The sequence below is a fragment of the Nonomuraea sp. NPDC049758 genome, assembly GCF_040674635.1.
Classification (GTDB): Bacteria; Actinomycetota; Actinomycetes; order Streptosporangiales; family Streptosporangiaceae; genus Nonomuraea.
In genome coordinates this window covers 25,511-40,019 of sequence record NZ_JBFAMZ010000014.1, presented here as the reverse complement: position 1 = coordinate 40,019, position 14,509 = coordinate 25,511, and the positions used below count along the sequence as shown (strand labels likewise).

Annotated in this window: 13 protein-coding genes; 5 read left to right on the top strand and 8 right to left on the bottom strand. The window is 74.1% G+C overall.

What is annotated here, in order from left to right; genetic code table 11:
* The first annotated feature begins 10 nt into the window (after positions 1 to 10).
* Positions 11 to 277, top strand: coding sequence for a hypothetical protein (locus AB0J46_RS32105; protein WP_352320256.1), 267 nt, complete (start codon positions 11 to 13; stop codon positions 275 to 277).
* A gap of 12 nt (positions 278 to 289) precedes the next feature.
* Here AB0J46_RS32105 and AB0J46_RS32100 read toward each other — a convergent pair whose 3' ends face one another.
* The 8 genes from AB0J46_RS32100 to AB0J46_RS32065 all read right to left on the bottom strand — a co-directional run bounded on the left by AB0J46_RS32100 (position 290) and on the right by AB0J46_RS32065 (position 9,157).
* Complete coding sequence (locus AB0J46_RS32100) at positions 290 to 907, bottom strand: TetR family transcriptional regulator C-terminal domain-containing protein (RefSeq protein WP_352357019.1); 618 nt, start codon at positions 905 to 907, stop codon at positions 290 to 292.
* A 54-nt stretch (positions 908 to 961) separates the two neighbouring features.
* On the bottom strand, positions 962 to 2,860 hold the full coding sequence (locus AB0J46_RS32095) for a glycosyltransferase family 39 protein (protein WP_364337928.1): 1,899 nt from the start codon (positions 2,858 to 2,860) through the stop codon (positions 962 to 964).
* Entirely contained in the window at positions 2,857 to 4,032 is a 1,176-nt protein-coding gene (locus AB0J46_RS32090; RefSeq protein WP_364337927.1) for a bifunctional glycosyltransferase family 2/GtrA family protein, read from the bottom strand. Before AB0J46_RS32090 ends, AB0J46_RS32095 begins: the two co-directional genes overlap by 4 nt.
* A 9-nt stretch (positions 4,033 to 4,041) precedes the next feature.
* Positions 4,042 to 5,436, bottom strand: coding sequence for a HAMP domain-containing sensor histidine kinase (locus AB0J46_RS32085; RefSeq protein ID WP_364337926.1), 1,395 nt, complete (start codon positions 5,434 to 5,436; stop codon positions 4,042 to 4,044).
* Positions 5,433 to 6,131, bottom strand: a complete 699-nt coding sequence (locus AB0J46_RS32080; protein WP_364337925.1) for a response regulator transcription factor — start codon at positions 6,129 to 6,131, stop codon at positions 5,433 to 5,435. Before AB0J46_RS32080 ends, AB0J46_RS32085 begins: the two co-directional genes overlap by 4 nt.
* A gap of 100 nt (positions 6,132 to 6,231) precedes the next feature.
* Positions 6,232 to 7,737: an NAD(P)/FAD-dependent oxidoreductase gene (locus AB0J46_RS32075; protein WP_364337924.1), complete on the bottom strand. Its 1,506-nt coding sequence runs from the start codon at positions 7,735 to 7,737 to the stop codon at positions 6,232 to 6,234.
* A 112-nt stretch (positions 7,738 to 7,849) separates the two neighbouring features.
* Complete coding sequence (locus tag AB0J46_RS32070) at positions 7,850 to 8,152, bottom strand: hypothetical protein (protein ID WP_364337923.1); 303 nt, start codon at positions 8,150 to 8,152, stop codon at positions 7,850 to 7,852.
* Between the two features lie 114 nt (positions 8,153 to 8,266).
* Positions 8,267 to 9,157 (bottom strand): LysR substrate-binding domain-containing protein, encoded by an 891-nt coding sequence (locus AB0J46_RS32065; RefSeq protein WP_364337922.1) that lies wholly within the window; start codon positions 9,155 to 9,157, stop codon positions 8,267 to 8,269.
* 70 nt (positions 9,158 to 9,227) lie between these two features.
* On the opposite strand from AB0J46_RS32065, the gene AB0J46_RS32060 reads away from it, so the two are divergent.
* The 4 genes from AB0J46_RS32060 (at position 9,228) to AB0J46_RS32045 (ending at position 14,496) form a co-directional block, all read left to right on the top strand.
* Positions 9,228 to 10,337: a putative sulfate exporter family transporter gene (locus AB0J46_RS32060; RefSeq protein WP_364337921.1), complete on the top strand. Its 1,110-nt coding sequence runs from the start codon at positions 9,228 to 9,230 to the stop codon at positions 10,335 to 10,337.
* Between the two features lie 121 nt (positions 10,338 to 10,458).
* Positions 10,459 to 11,385, top strand: coding sequence for a pseudouridine-5'-phosphate glycosidase (locus tag AB0J46_RS32055; RefSeq protein WP_358285202.1), 927 nt, complete (start codon positions 10,459 to 10,461; stop codon positions 11,383 to 11,385).
* Complete coding sequence (locus AB0J46_RS32050; protein ID WP_364337920.1) at positions 11,382 to 12,311, top strand: sugar kinase; 930 nt, start codon at positions 11,382 to 11,384, stop codon at positions 12,309 to 12,311. Before AB0J46_RS32055 ends, AB0J46_RS32050 begins: the two co-directional genes overlap by 4 nt.
* Before the next feature lie 82 nt (positions 12,312 to 12,393).
* Complete coding sequence (locus tag AB0J46_RS32045) at positions 12,394 to 14,496, top strand: hypothetical protein (RefSeq protein WP_364337919.1); 2,103 nt, start codon at positions 12,394 to 12,396, stop codon at positions 14,494 to 14,496.
* Positions 14,497 to 14,509: the final 13 nt, after the last annotated feature.

Genomic DNA, 14,509 nt, shown 5'->3' with positions numbered 1-14,509 from the left:
GAGGTGACGCATGATGCTTGATACCGCGCTCTGCCTTGAGCGGTTCGCGTGGCACGCGGGCCGTCACGCCGATCTTTCGGTGCAGAATGTCGCGCTGGCCAGCGACCCGGCGTACGTGTCGGTGCGCAACCGGTTCTCCGCCACCCTGGCCGAGACGGTGACCTGCTCCGACGACGGCGCGTACATCACGTCGTGGGGCTACCGCCTCGGCACCGCCGAGGACGTCGAGTCGGCAGCGGCCCGCCTGGCCTTCCTGCTGGCCGCGCTGCCCGCCTGACTCGGGCCGGACTCAGCCGAACCGCTCCACCGCGATGCCGGCCTCGCCGGCGGCGGCCGTGCGCGCGTGGGCCAGCAGCCGCGCCCGGTCGAGCACGTTGGGATGCAGGGTGTAGCGGATGATCAGCCCGTCGAGCATGGCGTCGATGCGCTCGGCCGCGCCCGCCGGATCGGCGCAGGCGAACTCCCCCGCCTCGGTGCCGGCCGACAACACCTGGGCCAGCGCGTCGAGCCAGGCCGTCTCCAGCTCCAGCATGATCGCGTTGACCGCGGGCTCGCGCAGCGCGGTGTTCCAGGCGTCGATCCAGAGCAGCCAGCTCTGGTCGGAGCGCGACTCGGGGATGTAGTAGCGCAGCACCCGGTCGAGGCGCTCCACCGCCGTGCCGGGGCCGTCGGCCAGCTCCTTGAGCCGGGCGCTCTCGATGTCGAGCGTGGCCCGCAGCATGGCGGTGATCAGCTCGTCCTTGGTCGCGAAGTGGTAGTGGATCAGGCCGCCGCTGACGTTGATGGACTTGGCGATGTCGGCGATGCGCGTGTGGGCCAGGCCGCGTTCGAGCACCACTTTGCGGGTGGCCTCGAGAAGCTCTGCTCTGCGCTGGTCGGCCTGATCGGCCCGGGTCGTACTCGCCACCCGATCAGCCTATAGCGCGCCGCGGGGACGGGCCCCGCGGCCGCCGTCGCTTCCTCAGTGGGCGCAGTCGTACAGGCCGGTGTGGCCGTCCACGGCCGCGCAGTTGGCGGTGACCCAGGTGGTCACCGCGGTGTCGCCGCCGCCGGGGCCGCCTCGGCCGCCGGGCAGCACGTACCTGAGCCGTCCCGACGAGACGAGCTCCCGGAGGCGGGGGACGGTCATGGCGGGGTCGGAGCCGGTGAAGCCGCCCATGGCGATCACCGGGCGGCCGGTGGACAGGATGATCGAGGACGCCTGCCGGGCGCTGCCCACGGCCACCAGCCACGTCGCCCGGCCCTGGTCGGCGACCAGGTACTGCACCGTTGAGTCGGCCACGCCGCCGCCCATGGAACCGCGCTCCCGGACGCCCGGCTCCCCCTGAGGCGGCTCGCCGCCCAGTGGCGGGCCGCCGGGGCCGCCCGTCCGGCCCGTGGACGGGCCCGCCGTGGGGTTGGTCCCGTTCACCGGCGTTCCCAGTGATGAGACGGCGTAGGCCGCCGGACCTGCGAGCCCTGCGACCAGAGCGGCCACCCCCGCCACGACGGTCACCCGGCCCGCCATCCGTCCCCTGCCCGCCACGAGCCCCGTCGCGGACGCCGCCACGAACCCCGCCACGGCCACCGTGGTCGCCCCGAGCACGACCCAGGCCAGCCACGGCAGCCACTCCGGCGTACGGCGCAGCACCACGAACGCCCACCCGCCGGTCACCGCGACCGCCGCGGGCAGCGCCCACGCCCAGCCCCGCGACCTGCGGTACGCCTGCCACATCAGGGTCGCCCCCATGCCGGTCAGCGCGGCCACGGCGGGCGCCATCGCGGTCGTGTAGTAGGGGTGGAACGTTCCACTGGAGAAGCTGAACACGGCGTGGTGCACGACCAGCCAGCCGCCCCACAACAGCCAGGCGGCCCCGTCGAAGAGGGTCCCGCGCGCCCGCGGCAGCACGGCGAAGGCCAGCGCCACCGCGCAGAACGGCAGCAGCCAGGAGATCTGCCCGGCCATGACGTCGTTGAACAGCCGCCCGGCCCCGGCCTGCCCGCCGAAGTTCGCGCCGCCGAACCCACCGCCGGCCCGGTCCTGACCGAAGATCCGGCCGAGCCCGTTGTAGCCGATCACCAGGTCCCGGACCGTGTTGTCGGTCGAGCCGCCGACGTAGGGCCGCGAGGCGGCGGGCCAGAGGTCGACGACCACCATCCACCAGGCGCTGGACGCGACCAGCACGACCCCGGCGGCCAGCAGGTGCCCCACCCGCCGGGCCAGACCGTGACGGGCGCACACCAGGTACGCCACCCCGAACGCCGGCACCACCAGGTACGCCTGCAACATCTTGGCGTTGAACCCGAGCCCCACGAACAGCGCGGCGAGGAGCAGCGGCCGCAGCCGGGCCGTGCGCAGCGACTCCAGGCAGAACCAGGCCGCCAGCACCAGCAGCAGCACGAGCACGGTGTCGGGGTTGTTGTCCCGGTTGATGGCGACCGTGATCGGGGTGAGCGTCATGACCACGGCCGCGACCAGCGCCGCGACGTGCCCCTGACGGGTGCGCCCGAAGGACCGGCGGACCGCCGAGTACACCGTACCGACGGCCGCCACTCCGGCGAGGACCTGCGGCATCAGCATGCTGTACGTGCCGTAGCCGAAGATCCGCGCCGACAGCCCCATGACCCACAGCGCGAGCGGCGGCTTGTCCACCGTGATGAAGGACCCGGCGTCGATCGCGCCGAAGAAGAACGCCTTCCAGCTCCGCGTCCCCGACAGGACGGCGGCGGCGTAGTACTCGTTGGCGTCCCCGCTGAGCGCCCAGGCGTACAGGACGAAGGCGGCGGCCAGCACCGTCCACATCGCGGGCCGCGACCAGCGCGGGTCGCCCGCGGCGCCGGTCAGCGCGCGCACCCGGGCGGGCGCGGCGACGGCGGTCACCGCCCGCTCCTGCGCCGGGGGTTGAACACCCACACGCGCAGCAGCAGGAACCGGACGAGGGTGGCCGCCGCGTTGGCCGCGATGACCGCCACCAGCTCCACCCCGTGCGAGACCCCGCCGGGCAGCAGCGCGAGGCTCCCCGACGTCAGCGCCAGCCCCACCAGGAACGCGACCATGCCTTCGAACTGGTCGCGCAGCGCGCCGCCCGAGCCCTTGACCCCGAACGTGAAGCGGCGGTTGGCCGCCGTGTTGGCCACGGCCGTGACGAGCAGCGCGACCGCGTTGGCGAGCTGCGCGGGGACGACCTGCCGGGACATCGAGAACAGCGCCAGGTAGGCCAGCGTGCTCACCACGCCCACGATCGCGAACCTGGGCAGCTGCCTGGCCATCCCCCTCGGCAGCTCGGCCCGCCGCACCCGGGCGGGCATCGGCAGGCGCGCCGCGCCCGACAGGGCCCTGCGGGCCACCCTGGCCAGCCCGCGCAGGTCGTCGAGGGCGGTCCGCAGGACGTCCACGCGGCTGTCGGGGTCGTCCACCCAGTCGACGGGGACCTCGTGGATGCGCAGGCCGTGCCGCTCGGCCAGCAGCAGCAGCTCGGTGTCGAAGAACCACTGCTCGTCCTCGACGGCGGGCAGCAGCGCCTGCGCGATCTCCGTGCGCACGGCCTTGAACCCGCACTGCGCGTCGGAGAACCCGGCGCCCATCACCGAGCGCAGCAGCAGGTTGTACGAGCGGGAGATGAACTCCCGCTTGGGCCCGCGCTCCACCCGCGAGGCCCTGGCCAGGCGGGTGCCGATGGCCAGGTCGCTGTGGCCCGACAGCAGGGGGGCGACCAGCGGGAGGAAGGCGTCCAGGTCGGTGGACAGGTCGACGTCCATGTAGCTGACGACGTCGGCCTCGCTGGTGGACCAGACCTGGCGCAGGGCCCGGCCGCGGCCCTTCTCGTCGAGGTGCACGGCCCGTACCTGCGGCAGCTCACGGGCCAGCTCGGTGGCCAGCCGCCAGGTGTCGTCGGTGCTGGCGTTGTCGGCGATGGTGATGCGGAAGCCGTACGGGAACGTGGTGGCGAGGTAGGCGTGCAGCCGGGCGACGCTCTCCCGCAGCGCCCGCTGCTCGTTGTGGACCGGGACGACCACCTCTACCAGGCGCGTCCTTACCGCTGTTGTCTCCATGCAGCCAGCTCACGATTCGGGTCTTTGAGAGGACTTATCCGATTGTGAGTGACGCGTGAGAGTTCCGGGAAGATCGATCGTCGCGATCGCGCCGCCGCCGGGCGCGTTGGACAGCCGCACCTTGCCGCCGGTCTCGGACACGGCCTGCGCCACGATCGCCAGGCCCAGCCCGGAGCCGGGCAGGCCGCGGGCCGAGGGCGAGCGCCAGAAGCGCTCGAAGACGTGCGGCAGCTCCTCCTCGGGGATGCCGGGGCCGTGGTCGCGGACCGTCAGCCGGCCGTCCTTGAGCGAGACCTCGACCTGGCCCTCGGGGCTGAACTTGCGGGCGTTGTCGATGAGGTTGAGCACGGCGCGTTCGAGCGAGGCGGGGCTGCCGACGACGTACCAGGGGTCCAGGTCGGTGCGCACGTCGGCGCCGCGCAGCCGGACGCGTTCGGCGGCGGCCGTGACGACGTCGTGCAGGGCCAGCTCGACGTGCGGCTCGTGGTCGGTGTCGCCCCTGGCGAGCTGGAGCAGGTCGCCGACCAGCGTGGACAGCTCCGCGAACTGCGCCTTGACGTTGACCAGCAGGCGTTCCTTGGCGCCCGGGTCCAGCTGCCTGCCGGTCTGCTCGCTGCGCAGCAGCAGGTCGATGTTGGTGCGCAGGGTGGTGAGCGGGGTGCGCAGCTCGTGACCGGCGTCGGCGACGAGCTGCTGCTGGCGTTCGCGGGAGCCGGCCAGGGCGGCGGTCATGGCGTTGAAGGAGGAGCTGAGCCGGGCGATCTCGTCGTTGCCCTGGACGGGGATGCGCGTGTTGAGATCCTCGGTCTCGGCGATGTGCTCGGCCGCCTTGGTCAGCCGGACGACGGGACGCAGCGCGGCGCGCGCGATGAGCAGCCCGACCCAGGCCGCCAGCAGGACGCCGAACAGCGCCACGCCGCCCAGCAGCAGCGCCACCACCTTCAGCGTGTTGCGCAGCTCGCGCAGGGGGGCGGCGTCCATCACCGCGACGCCCGGCGCGATCTGCTGGGTGAGGACGCGCATCTCGGTGCCGTCCGCGGTGACGCCGTTGTGGAAGTGCCTGGACTCGGGCCACTCGCCCTTGGCCACCGCCATGTCCTCGGGCGTCACCACCAGCGCGGGGCCCACGTAGCAGGGCGGGGTGCCGTTGGCGAAGATGAGCTGGGTGGAGTGCGGCGGGCCGTAGTGGTCCTTCGGCGCGGGGGTGGCGCGGCAGCTCTCGCGGATCCAGACCAGGTCGTTGCCGGGGTCCTTGCCCGGCTGGGAGCCGAGCTGGCGGTCGGCCTGCTCGTAGGTCTGGTGGCGGATGATCAGGAAGCAGGCGCCGGCGCTGATCGCGACCGCCAGCGCCACGGCGAAGGTGATGAGCAGCGTCAGCCGGGCACGCAGGCTGTTGCGGATCACGGTGTGGCCCGCAGGACGTACCCCACTCCGCGGACCGTGTGGATCACCCGGGGCTCTCCCCCGGCCTCGGTCTTGCGGCGCAGGTACATGACGTACACGTCGAGGGAGTTGGAGGTCGGCTCGAAGTCGAAGCCCCACACCTCGTTGAGGATCTGGTCGCGGGTCAGGACCTGGCGGGGGTGGGCCAGGAACAGCTCCATCAGCAGGTACTCGGTCCTGGTCAGGTCGAGCCCGCGGGCGCCGCGGGTGACCTCCCTGGTCGCCGGGTCCATGCGCAGGTCGCCGTAGGACAGCGTGCCGCCGTCGGCCGAGCCCGCGTTGAGCGCGCCGCGGCGCAGCAGCGCGCGCACCCGGGCCAGCAGCTCGTCCAGCTCGAACGGCTTGACCAGGTAGTCGTCAGCCCCCGCGTCGAGCCCGGACACCCGGTCGCCGACGGCGTCGCGGGCGGTGAGCATGAGCACGGGGATGTGGTTGCCCTGGGCCCGCAGCCGCCGGCAGGCGGTGAGCCCGTCGAGCCGCGGCATCATCACGTCGAGCAGCACCGCGTCGTACGGCTCGCCGGCCAGCGCCGCCAGCGCCGCCTGGCCGTCGTTGGCGGTGCCGACCCGGTAGCCCTCGAACTCCAGGCTCGACTGCAGCGCCTCGCGCAACGCGGGCTCGTCGTCCACCACCAGCAACCGTGCGGGCTCACTCATGTGTCACAAGATATGAGCCCACTATGAGAGCACGATGAACGGGATCATCGATGTGCCCTGAGAAATCGCCGCCGGGGACCGGCGGTCCTTCCGGCTCGGTTCAGGGCCGCAGCAGCGCCATGGCCGCGTTGTGGCCGCCGATCCCGCTCACGCCGCCGCCCCTGCGGGCCGCGGCGCCGCACAGCAGAATGCGTTCGTGCCCGGTCTCGACGCCCCATCCCCTCTCTTCCGCGTACGGCCAGCTCAGGTCGGCGTGGAAGATGTGGCCGCCCGGCAGTCCCGCGTCCCTCTCCAGGTCGGCGGGGGTTCTGACCTCGACGCACGGGGTGCCGTCGGGGGCGCGGAGCAGGCAGTCCTCGATGGGCTCGGCGAGCACCGCGTTCATGGAGGCGAACGTGGCCCGCAACGCATCCTCACGCGCTTTTTCCGGATTTTCCCGGAAAAGTCGGGCGGGCATGTGGAGGCCGAACAAGGTCATCGTCTCGGCCTTCCCCCGCAGTTCCGGCCCCAGAATGGACGGGTCCGTCAAGGAATGGCAGTAGACCTCCGCGGGCGGCGATTCCGGGATCTCCCCTCGCGCCGCCTGCTCGTACGCCTTCGCGAGCTGGTCGCGCCCCTCGTTGATGTGGAACGTGCCGCTGAAGGCGGCCCGCGGGTCGGCCGAGGGGTCCTTCAGCCGGGGCAGCCGGGCGAGCACCATGTTGACCTTGAGCTGCGCGCCCTCCGGCACGGTCGCGGGCCCGCCGAGCACCCGGTCCAGCACCGCCGGGGGCAGGTTGACCAGCACGTGGCGGCCGTCCACGGTGTGCTCGCCGTCCTCGGCGACGTACGTGACCTCGCCCGACGGCGAGATGCCGACGATCTCCGCGCCGGTCCTGATCTCCGCCCCGGCCCGCCTGGCCGCCCGCTCCAGCGCGCCGGAGACCGCGCCCATGCCGCCCACCGGGACGTTCCACTCGCCGGTGCCGTCGCCGATCACGTGGTAGAGGAAGCACCTGTTGGCCAGCAGGTCGGCGGACGGGTCGGCGAACGTGCCGATCAGCGCGTCGGTGAGCACGACGCCGCGCACGGTGTCGTCGGCGAACCGCTCGTCCACGGTCTGGCCGACGGGCCGGGCGAACAGGTCGCGCCAGGCCTCCGGGCCGACCAGGCGTTCGATCTCGGCCGGGGTGCGCAGGGGTTCGAGCAGCGTGGGGGCCAGGAGGCGGGCCACGTCCGCCGTCATGGCGTAGAAGTCGCGCCAGGCGCGGTGGTCGTGCTCGCCGCCGGTGACGGCGCGGAAGGAGGCGGCGGTGCGGGCCTCGTCCTCGTTGTCGACGAGCAGGCCGGTGTCGCCCTTGGGGGTGTAGGAGGCGTACCGGCGGCGCCGCAGGTCGAGGTCGAGGCCGAGGTCGCGGACGATCCGGGTGGGCAGCAGGCTCACCAGGTAGGAGTAGCGGGACAGGCGGACGTCCACGCCGGGGAAGGCCCGCGTGGAGATCGCCAGGCCGCCGACGTGCCCGAGGCGCTCCAGCACCAGGACCCGGCGGCCGGCTCCGGCGAGGTAGGCGGCCGCGACCAGACCGTTGTGCCCGCCACCTGCCACGACGACGTCATACGCACCCATCCCCGCACCTTATGACCCGACCTGTGCCCTTAGTCAACGGTTCGTGCGGAGATGGTGCGGCCACTCGCGGGTGGGCCCGGCCGGGGTCCCCTCCCGGCCGGGCCCGGATCCGTCAACCCGTCCTGTTCACCCAGACGCGCTTGACCGGCCACGGCGTGAGCCGTACCGAGGAGACCCCGCCGACGGCCGTCCAGCCGCCGGTGAGGACGATCGGCCCGGCGTACGGGTGCGACTGCTCCACCCCGACGGCGTGCTGGCCGGTGCCGGAGGTGCAGCTGCTGTAGGCGTAGCCGCCGCTGACCCAGGCGGTGCAGTCGGTGGGCGCGGCCAGGGCGGGCGACGGCGCCAGGCCCGACGCGGCGAGGCACATCACCGCCGATCCGGCCAGGGCGACGAGGGGACGACGAAGGCTCATGCGGAGTCTCCTGAGGTTCGGGGGGTGAACGCGTGCTTACTTTTAGGAAACTTTCCTAAGGGAAAGCTAGATCGTGCTCCAGGCGGCGTCAACGGCCACCTTCGGAGGACGTGCTCACGGACGGCTGGCGATGGCCAGGAGCGTGGCGGCCGGAACGGTGAGCGAGCGCCCGCGCCGCCACACCGCGCGCAGGTTCCGGACCAGGTTGAGCCCGGCGAGGGGCACCTCGACCAGGCGGCCGGTCGCGATGTCCGCCTCGACCGCGTAACCGCTGAGCACCGCGGGCGCGGCCCCCGCCTGCGCCGCCCCCTTGACCGCCGAGTTCGACCCGAGCTCCAGGCGGGGGCTGGCCCGGTGGAGGCTCCTGAACGCCACGTCCAGCGTCTCGCGGGTACCTGAGCCCGGCTCGCGTACGACGAGGGGCGTGGCGGCCAGCTCGGCCCCGCGCAGGGCCGTGCGGCGGCGCGCCCAGGGATGGCCGGGGGCCACCACGACGACCAGCCGGTCGGTGCCCACCACCCGGCTGTCCAGCCCCTCCGGCACGGTCGGCCCCTCGACGAAGCCGAGCTCCACCTCCTCGCCCAGCACCCTGGCCGCGACGTCGGCGGAGTTCACCACGTCCAGCCCCACCTGGACCTCGGGCTCGCGGTTCTGCAGCTCGCCGAGCCAGCGCGGCACCAGGTACTCGGCCACCGTCATGCTGGCGGCCACCCGCAGGTGGGCCGCCTCGCTGTGCCGCACCGCCTCCACCGCCCGCATCAGCTCCTCGGCCGCGGCCAGCACCTGGGCCGCCCACCCGGCCACCATCCGGCCCTCGGCGGTGAGCGTGGACCCGCGCGGCGTGCGCTCCAGCAGCGGGACGCCGAGGCGGCGCTCCAGCATGGCCACCCGCTTGCTGGCCGACGGCTGGGCCATGCCCGCCGCCTTGGCCGCCTGGCCCAGGCTGCCCAGCTCGCCCACGTCGACCAGCAGCTTCAGCGAGTCGAGATCCGGCAGCGCACTCATAGCCACAGGCTATGGCCTCCCAGTCAACATGTGTCTACCGGCCGGTACGCAGGGCCCGAAGACTGGGATCATGCCTCTCCCCGACCAGCGGATCCCCCCGCTCACCGCGCCCCGGCCGACCCCCGACCCCCGAGGCGGCCAGGCGCCGGCCGTCCCCGCGGCGTCGGTGTGGCCGGGCATCGGGCTGGCGGCCGTCGCCGTGGTGGTGGCCATGGTGGCGAACCGGTTCGCCCCGGCGTTCAGCCCGGCGGTGATCGCGGTGCTGTCCGGGGCGGTCCTGGCCAACCTCGCGGCCTGGGCGGCGACGTCCGCGCGGTGGGGCGGGGCGGGGGCCGTCTGGGAGCGGTTCAGGCCGGGGCTGGCGTTCGTGGCCCGGCGGGTGCTGCGGGTGGCGATCGCGCTGCTCGGGCTCCAGATCGCGCTGCCGCAGGTGCTCGCGCTCGGCTGGCAGACGCTGGTGATCGTGGTGACGGCGACCGGCGTGACGTTCACGGTGACGCCGCTGATCGGCCGCCGCCTGGGCCTGTCGTCCGGCACGTCGCTGCTGGTGGCGACCGGCGTGTCGATCTGCGGGGCGGCGGCGGTCGCGGCCATGCGCGAGAGCGCGGAGGACGCCGACGACGACGACGCGGCCGCCGCGCTGAGCGTGGTCGTGCTCTACGGCAGCGCGGCCATCGTGGCCGTCCCGGCGCTGGCGGCGCTGCTCGGGCTGTCGCCGGCCCAGCTCGGCGTCTGGACCGGCGCGGCCGTGCACGAGGTGGCGCAGGTGGCCGCGATCGGCGCGGCGTCGGGCGTCCTGGCCGCCGCGGTGACGGTGAAGCTGGCCCGCGTCGTCCTGCTGGCCCCGCTGGTCGCCCTGACGTCCTTCCGGGCCCGCCGCTCAGCGACCGGTGCGCCCGCGGCCGACCGGCGGGAGGGGCGCCGGACGCCGGTCATGCCGCTGTTCGTGGCGGCGTTCCTGGTCATGGTGGCGGTACGCAGCACCGGCTGGGTCCCGGACGTCGTCACGCGGGCGGTCCCGCAGGTCACCAACGTGCTCATGGCCGCCGCCCTGTTCGGCCTGGGCACCGGGATCGACGTGCGCAAACTCGTCAAGGGCGGGCGGGCCGTGCTGCTCGGCGCCATCGCCACCGGGCTCATCGCCGCCGTCTCGCTCACCGGGGTCGCCGTGCTGCTGTGAGGCCGCCCGAGTGGACGTCCTGGCCAGGCCACCGTACGCTGCTCTGTTCGGAACAAATTCCGTCAGGCACGCCGTTCTCCCTGAACCGGCCAGGACCCACTCAAGGAGCTTGAAACCCGTCATGCGCAGCGCCACCGATCCCCTTCTCCAGCCGTCCGACGAGGTCGCCGAGGCCCTGGCGGGCGGCGCGCCCGTCGTGGCCCTGGAGTCCACGATCATCTCCCACGGCCTGCCGCAGCCGCGCAACCTGGAGGTGGCCCGCGAGCTGGAGGGTGTGGTCCGCGCGGCGGGCGCGGTCCCGGCGACGATCGCCGTCCTCGACGGCGTGGCCAGGATCGGCCTGAACGAGCTGGAGCTGGAGCGCATCGCCACCGAGTCCGGGCTGCGCAAGCTGGGTCAGCGCGACCTGCCGCTGGCCGCCGCGCTGAAGGCGAGCGGGGCGACCACCGTGTCGGCCACGTCGTTCCTGGCCGCCCGCGCCGGCGTGCGGATCTTCGCGACCGGCGGCCTGGGCGGCGTGCACCGCGGCTGGACCGAGGACCAGGACGAGTCCGCCGACCTCGACACCCTGGCGCGCACCCGCATCACGGTCGTCTGCGCGGGGGTGAAGTCGATCCTCGACGTGCCGGCCACGCTGCAGCGGCTGGAGACGCGCGGCGTGACCGTGGCCGGCTACCGCACCGACACCTTCCCCGGCTTCTACCTCAACTCCTCCGGCCAGCCGATCGACTGGCGGATCGAGTCGCCCGAGGACGCCGCCGCCGTCATGCGCGGCCAGGACGCGCTGGCCGGCCCGGAGACCGCGTTCATCGTGGCCAACCCGGTGCCGCGGGACCAGCAGCTCGACCCGGCGCTGCACGACCGCGTGCTGGCCGAGGCGCTGGCCGCCGCCGAGCGCGAGGGCGTCAAGGGGCAGGCGATCACGCCGTTCCTGCTCAGCTACCTCGTCAACGGCACCGGCGGCGCGTCGCTGGAGGCCAACCTGGCCGCCGTGCGCGGGAACACCGCCCTGGCCGCCGAGATCGCCGTGGCCTGGTCGCGGGCGTGAGCGACACCGGCCTCCTGGTGATCGGTGACGTCGTCACCGACGTGGTGGCGCTGCACGGCTCCCCGGTCATGGCGGGCACCGACACCGCCGCGGAGATCGTGCTGCGGCCCGGCGGCTCGGGCGCGAACACCGCCGCCTGGGCCGCCCACCTGGGGGCCGACTCGCGGCTGCTGGCCAAGCTCGGCTACGACAGCAGCGAGTGGCACACGACCGAGCTGGTCAGGACCGGCGTCCGTCCCCACGTGCTGGTGGACCAGGAGCACCCCACGGCGGTCGTCATCGCCATGGTGGACAAGACCGGCGAACGGTCCATGCTCACCAACCGCGGCGCGGGCGGCCTGATCTCCGACGCCGACTGGGACCCGTCCCTGCTCGACGGGGTCGGCCGGCTGCACCTGTCGGGTTACACGCTGTTCGCGGCCCCGGGTCTCCGCCTGGCCAGGGCCGCCGTCCGGGACGCCGTCGCCGCCGGGGTGCCGGTCAGCATCGACCCGGCCTCGACGGGCCCGCTGCGGGACTTCGGCGTCGAACGTTTCATGCGGGAGACGTCCGCGGCGAACCTGATCATCCCGAACCTGGACGAGGCGCTGGTCCTGACCGGCGTCCCGTCGCCGGAGCGGGCCGCCGTGCTGCTGAGTGAGACGTACGGCACAGCGGTCGTGAAACTGGGCGCCGAGGGCGCGCTGGTGGCGGTGGACGGCAAGGTCACGGCGACGTGCGCGGGCGTGTCCGCCGAGGTCGTGGACTCCACGGGCGCCGGTGACGCCTTCGCGGCCGGGTATCTCACCGCCACCCTCCAGGGGGCGGACGCCGCGCTCGCGCTGGAGGCGGGTTGCCGTGCCGGTGCGCAATGTGTGGCCCAGGTGGGCGGCCGTCCACGGTACGGTTTGGATCTGAACCGTCTTTACCCTATTCACACTGATTGATAGCTTGCCGCGTAGGCTGCACCATTAGCCACATGCGTACCGGGTTGCCCACGCGGCCCACTGGGGAGGATAAGGTCCGCCGATGGAAGTCGAGTCATCGATCTGCCTGAGCGACCTCGTCCCTGCTCTGCGCTGGAGCCGCCCTCAGCAGGTGGCCGAGGTGCTGGGTGATCCGCGGCTGCCGGCGGGGTGGTGGTCCTCGCTCGCGGTGTCCAGGGCGCTCGGCACGGCGGGTCTCGACTGGGTCTGCGAACGGCTCGCCCGGCTGATCTCCTCCCGCTGGGACCATCTGCCGCTGGTGGACCTGCTTCCCGCGCTCGCCGTCCATCAGGTCGATCCGGCGCTGCCGGGCTGGCCGGAGGCCACCCGTACGGCGATCACCGGGCTCGGCGGCTGGCAGCGGCTGCGCCGCCTGTCGCCCGGCGATCTCGGCACCCCGTCGGCGACGCCCGAGGTGGTGGTCGGCTCCGTCCTGCGCGAGGTGCTCGGTCGCATCCCGGCGCAGCGGGAGGCCGTACCCGCTCAGCAGTCCGGCTCGCCGGACGTCACCCGTCCGCTCGCGCGCGGCGCGACGGGGTCCTTCCCGGCCGTCCCGGCGGCCGAACCCGGGGCGTACGCCGCCCAGCCCGCCAGCGGCCCGCAGCGCCCGCCCGCCGCCTTCACCCCGCACAGCGACGCCTTCCCGGCCCAGCCCCAGGGCGCCCCGCGCCCGGCCCCGGCCGGTGAGGGCGGCCTGCCGCAGCGCCCGGCCGCGGCCCGCCCCGCCGCCCAGCAGCCCGGCTCGTTCCCCGCGCCGGAGAACGCCCAGGGACACCAGACCGGCTCCTTCACCGCCCAGCCCGACGCCACCCGCCAGACCGGCTCGTTCCCGGCTCAGCCCGCCAGCGGCCCTCAGACCGGCTCGTTCCCCGCGCAGCCCGCCAGCGGCCCTCAGACCGGGTCGTTCCCTGCACAGCCGTCCGACGGGCCTCAGACCGGGTCCTTCCCGGCGCAGGGGGGTGCGCGGCTGCCGCAGCGGCCCACCGCCGGGCGTCCGGACGGCGGCCCGCAGGCCGGCGCCGACGGCCCCCCGTACGCCGCCCCCGTCCCCGGTGGGACGGCCGCTCCCAGCCCGGCGCCCGCCGACCCCGACCACGCGATGGTCCGCGTCGTGGACGGCCTGTTCCGCGGCCTGGACAAGCTGGAGCTGGCCGTCGCCGTGCACCGGCTGTTCGCCGAGGACCCGGTCAGCCTGCGCACCCTGGCACACAAGCTGCTGGTGGACCGCGACGTGCTCTCCCAGGCCCAGCGCACCGCCGAGGAACGCGTCCTGCACTGGCTGCGCTCGTCGGAGTCGGCGCCGGTCACCGGCCACATGTTCCGGCTCACCGAATGGCTCGGCGCGGCGGCCACCGAGGAGCAGCTCATCGGCGCCGACCCGGCTCACCCGGCGATGGTCCCGTCGCTGCGCACGCCCCTGTGGCGGGTCCTGGTGACGCTCATGCCCGACCGCCGCCTCCAGGACGGCTGGCTGGTCGTCGGCGACATCCACGGCCTCCAGGCCCGTACGCGGCAGCTCCTGGCCGCCGCCCCGCCGGACACCGACGTCGTCGAGCTGCTGGCCGAGCTGGGCATCCGCGCCCACTCCGCCAAGGCGTGGCTCGACGCCCTGCCCTCGGAGTCGGCCCCCGGCCCGGCGGACGCCTCCCCGCAGCCCGCTCAGCCCCTCCCCCGCCGTACGCCGGGCGCCAACGGCCACCACCACCGGGGCGGCCAGCCCATCCCGACGGCGGGCGCGAACTCGATCGACCCCTCGGCGGCCCTGGCCACGTTGTCGGCGCTGTCCGGCGGCCGGTCCGGCATGCTGCCCGGCAGCCTGGCCGGAACGCCGTCCACGCCGCCTCCGCCGCTGCCGAGCCCGTCGTCGGACCCGCGCCGCTGGCAGCGCATCGAGGTCACCCCGGAACACCTCAGGGGCGGCCCGGTGCCGGTGCCGGAGGGTTACGCGGCCCAGCTCGGCATGCGTCCGGGCACCCTGCTGTCGGTGACCGGCCCCGGCGACAACGCGATCGTGCTGGTCTGGCAGGGCCACCAGCCGGTCTTCGACTCGCTGCAGCCGGTGCTCATGCGCCTGAACGCCCGCCCCGGCGACCAGGTCTACGTCACGGTGGACGGCTACCGCCTGGAGGCCCAGCTCACCGGCTGACGCTCGCCCGCGG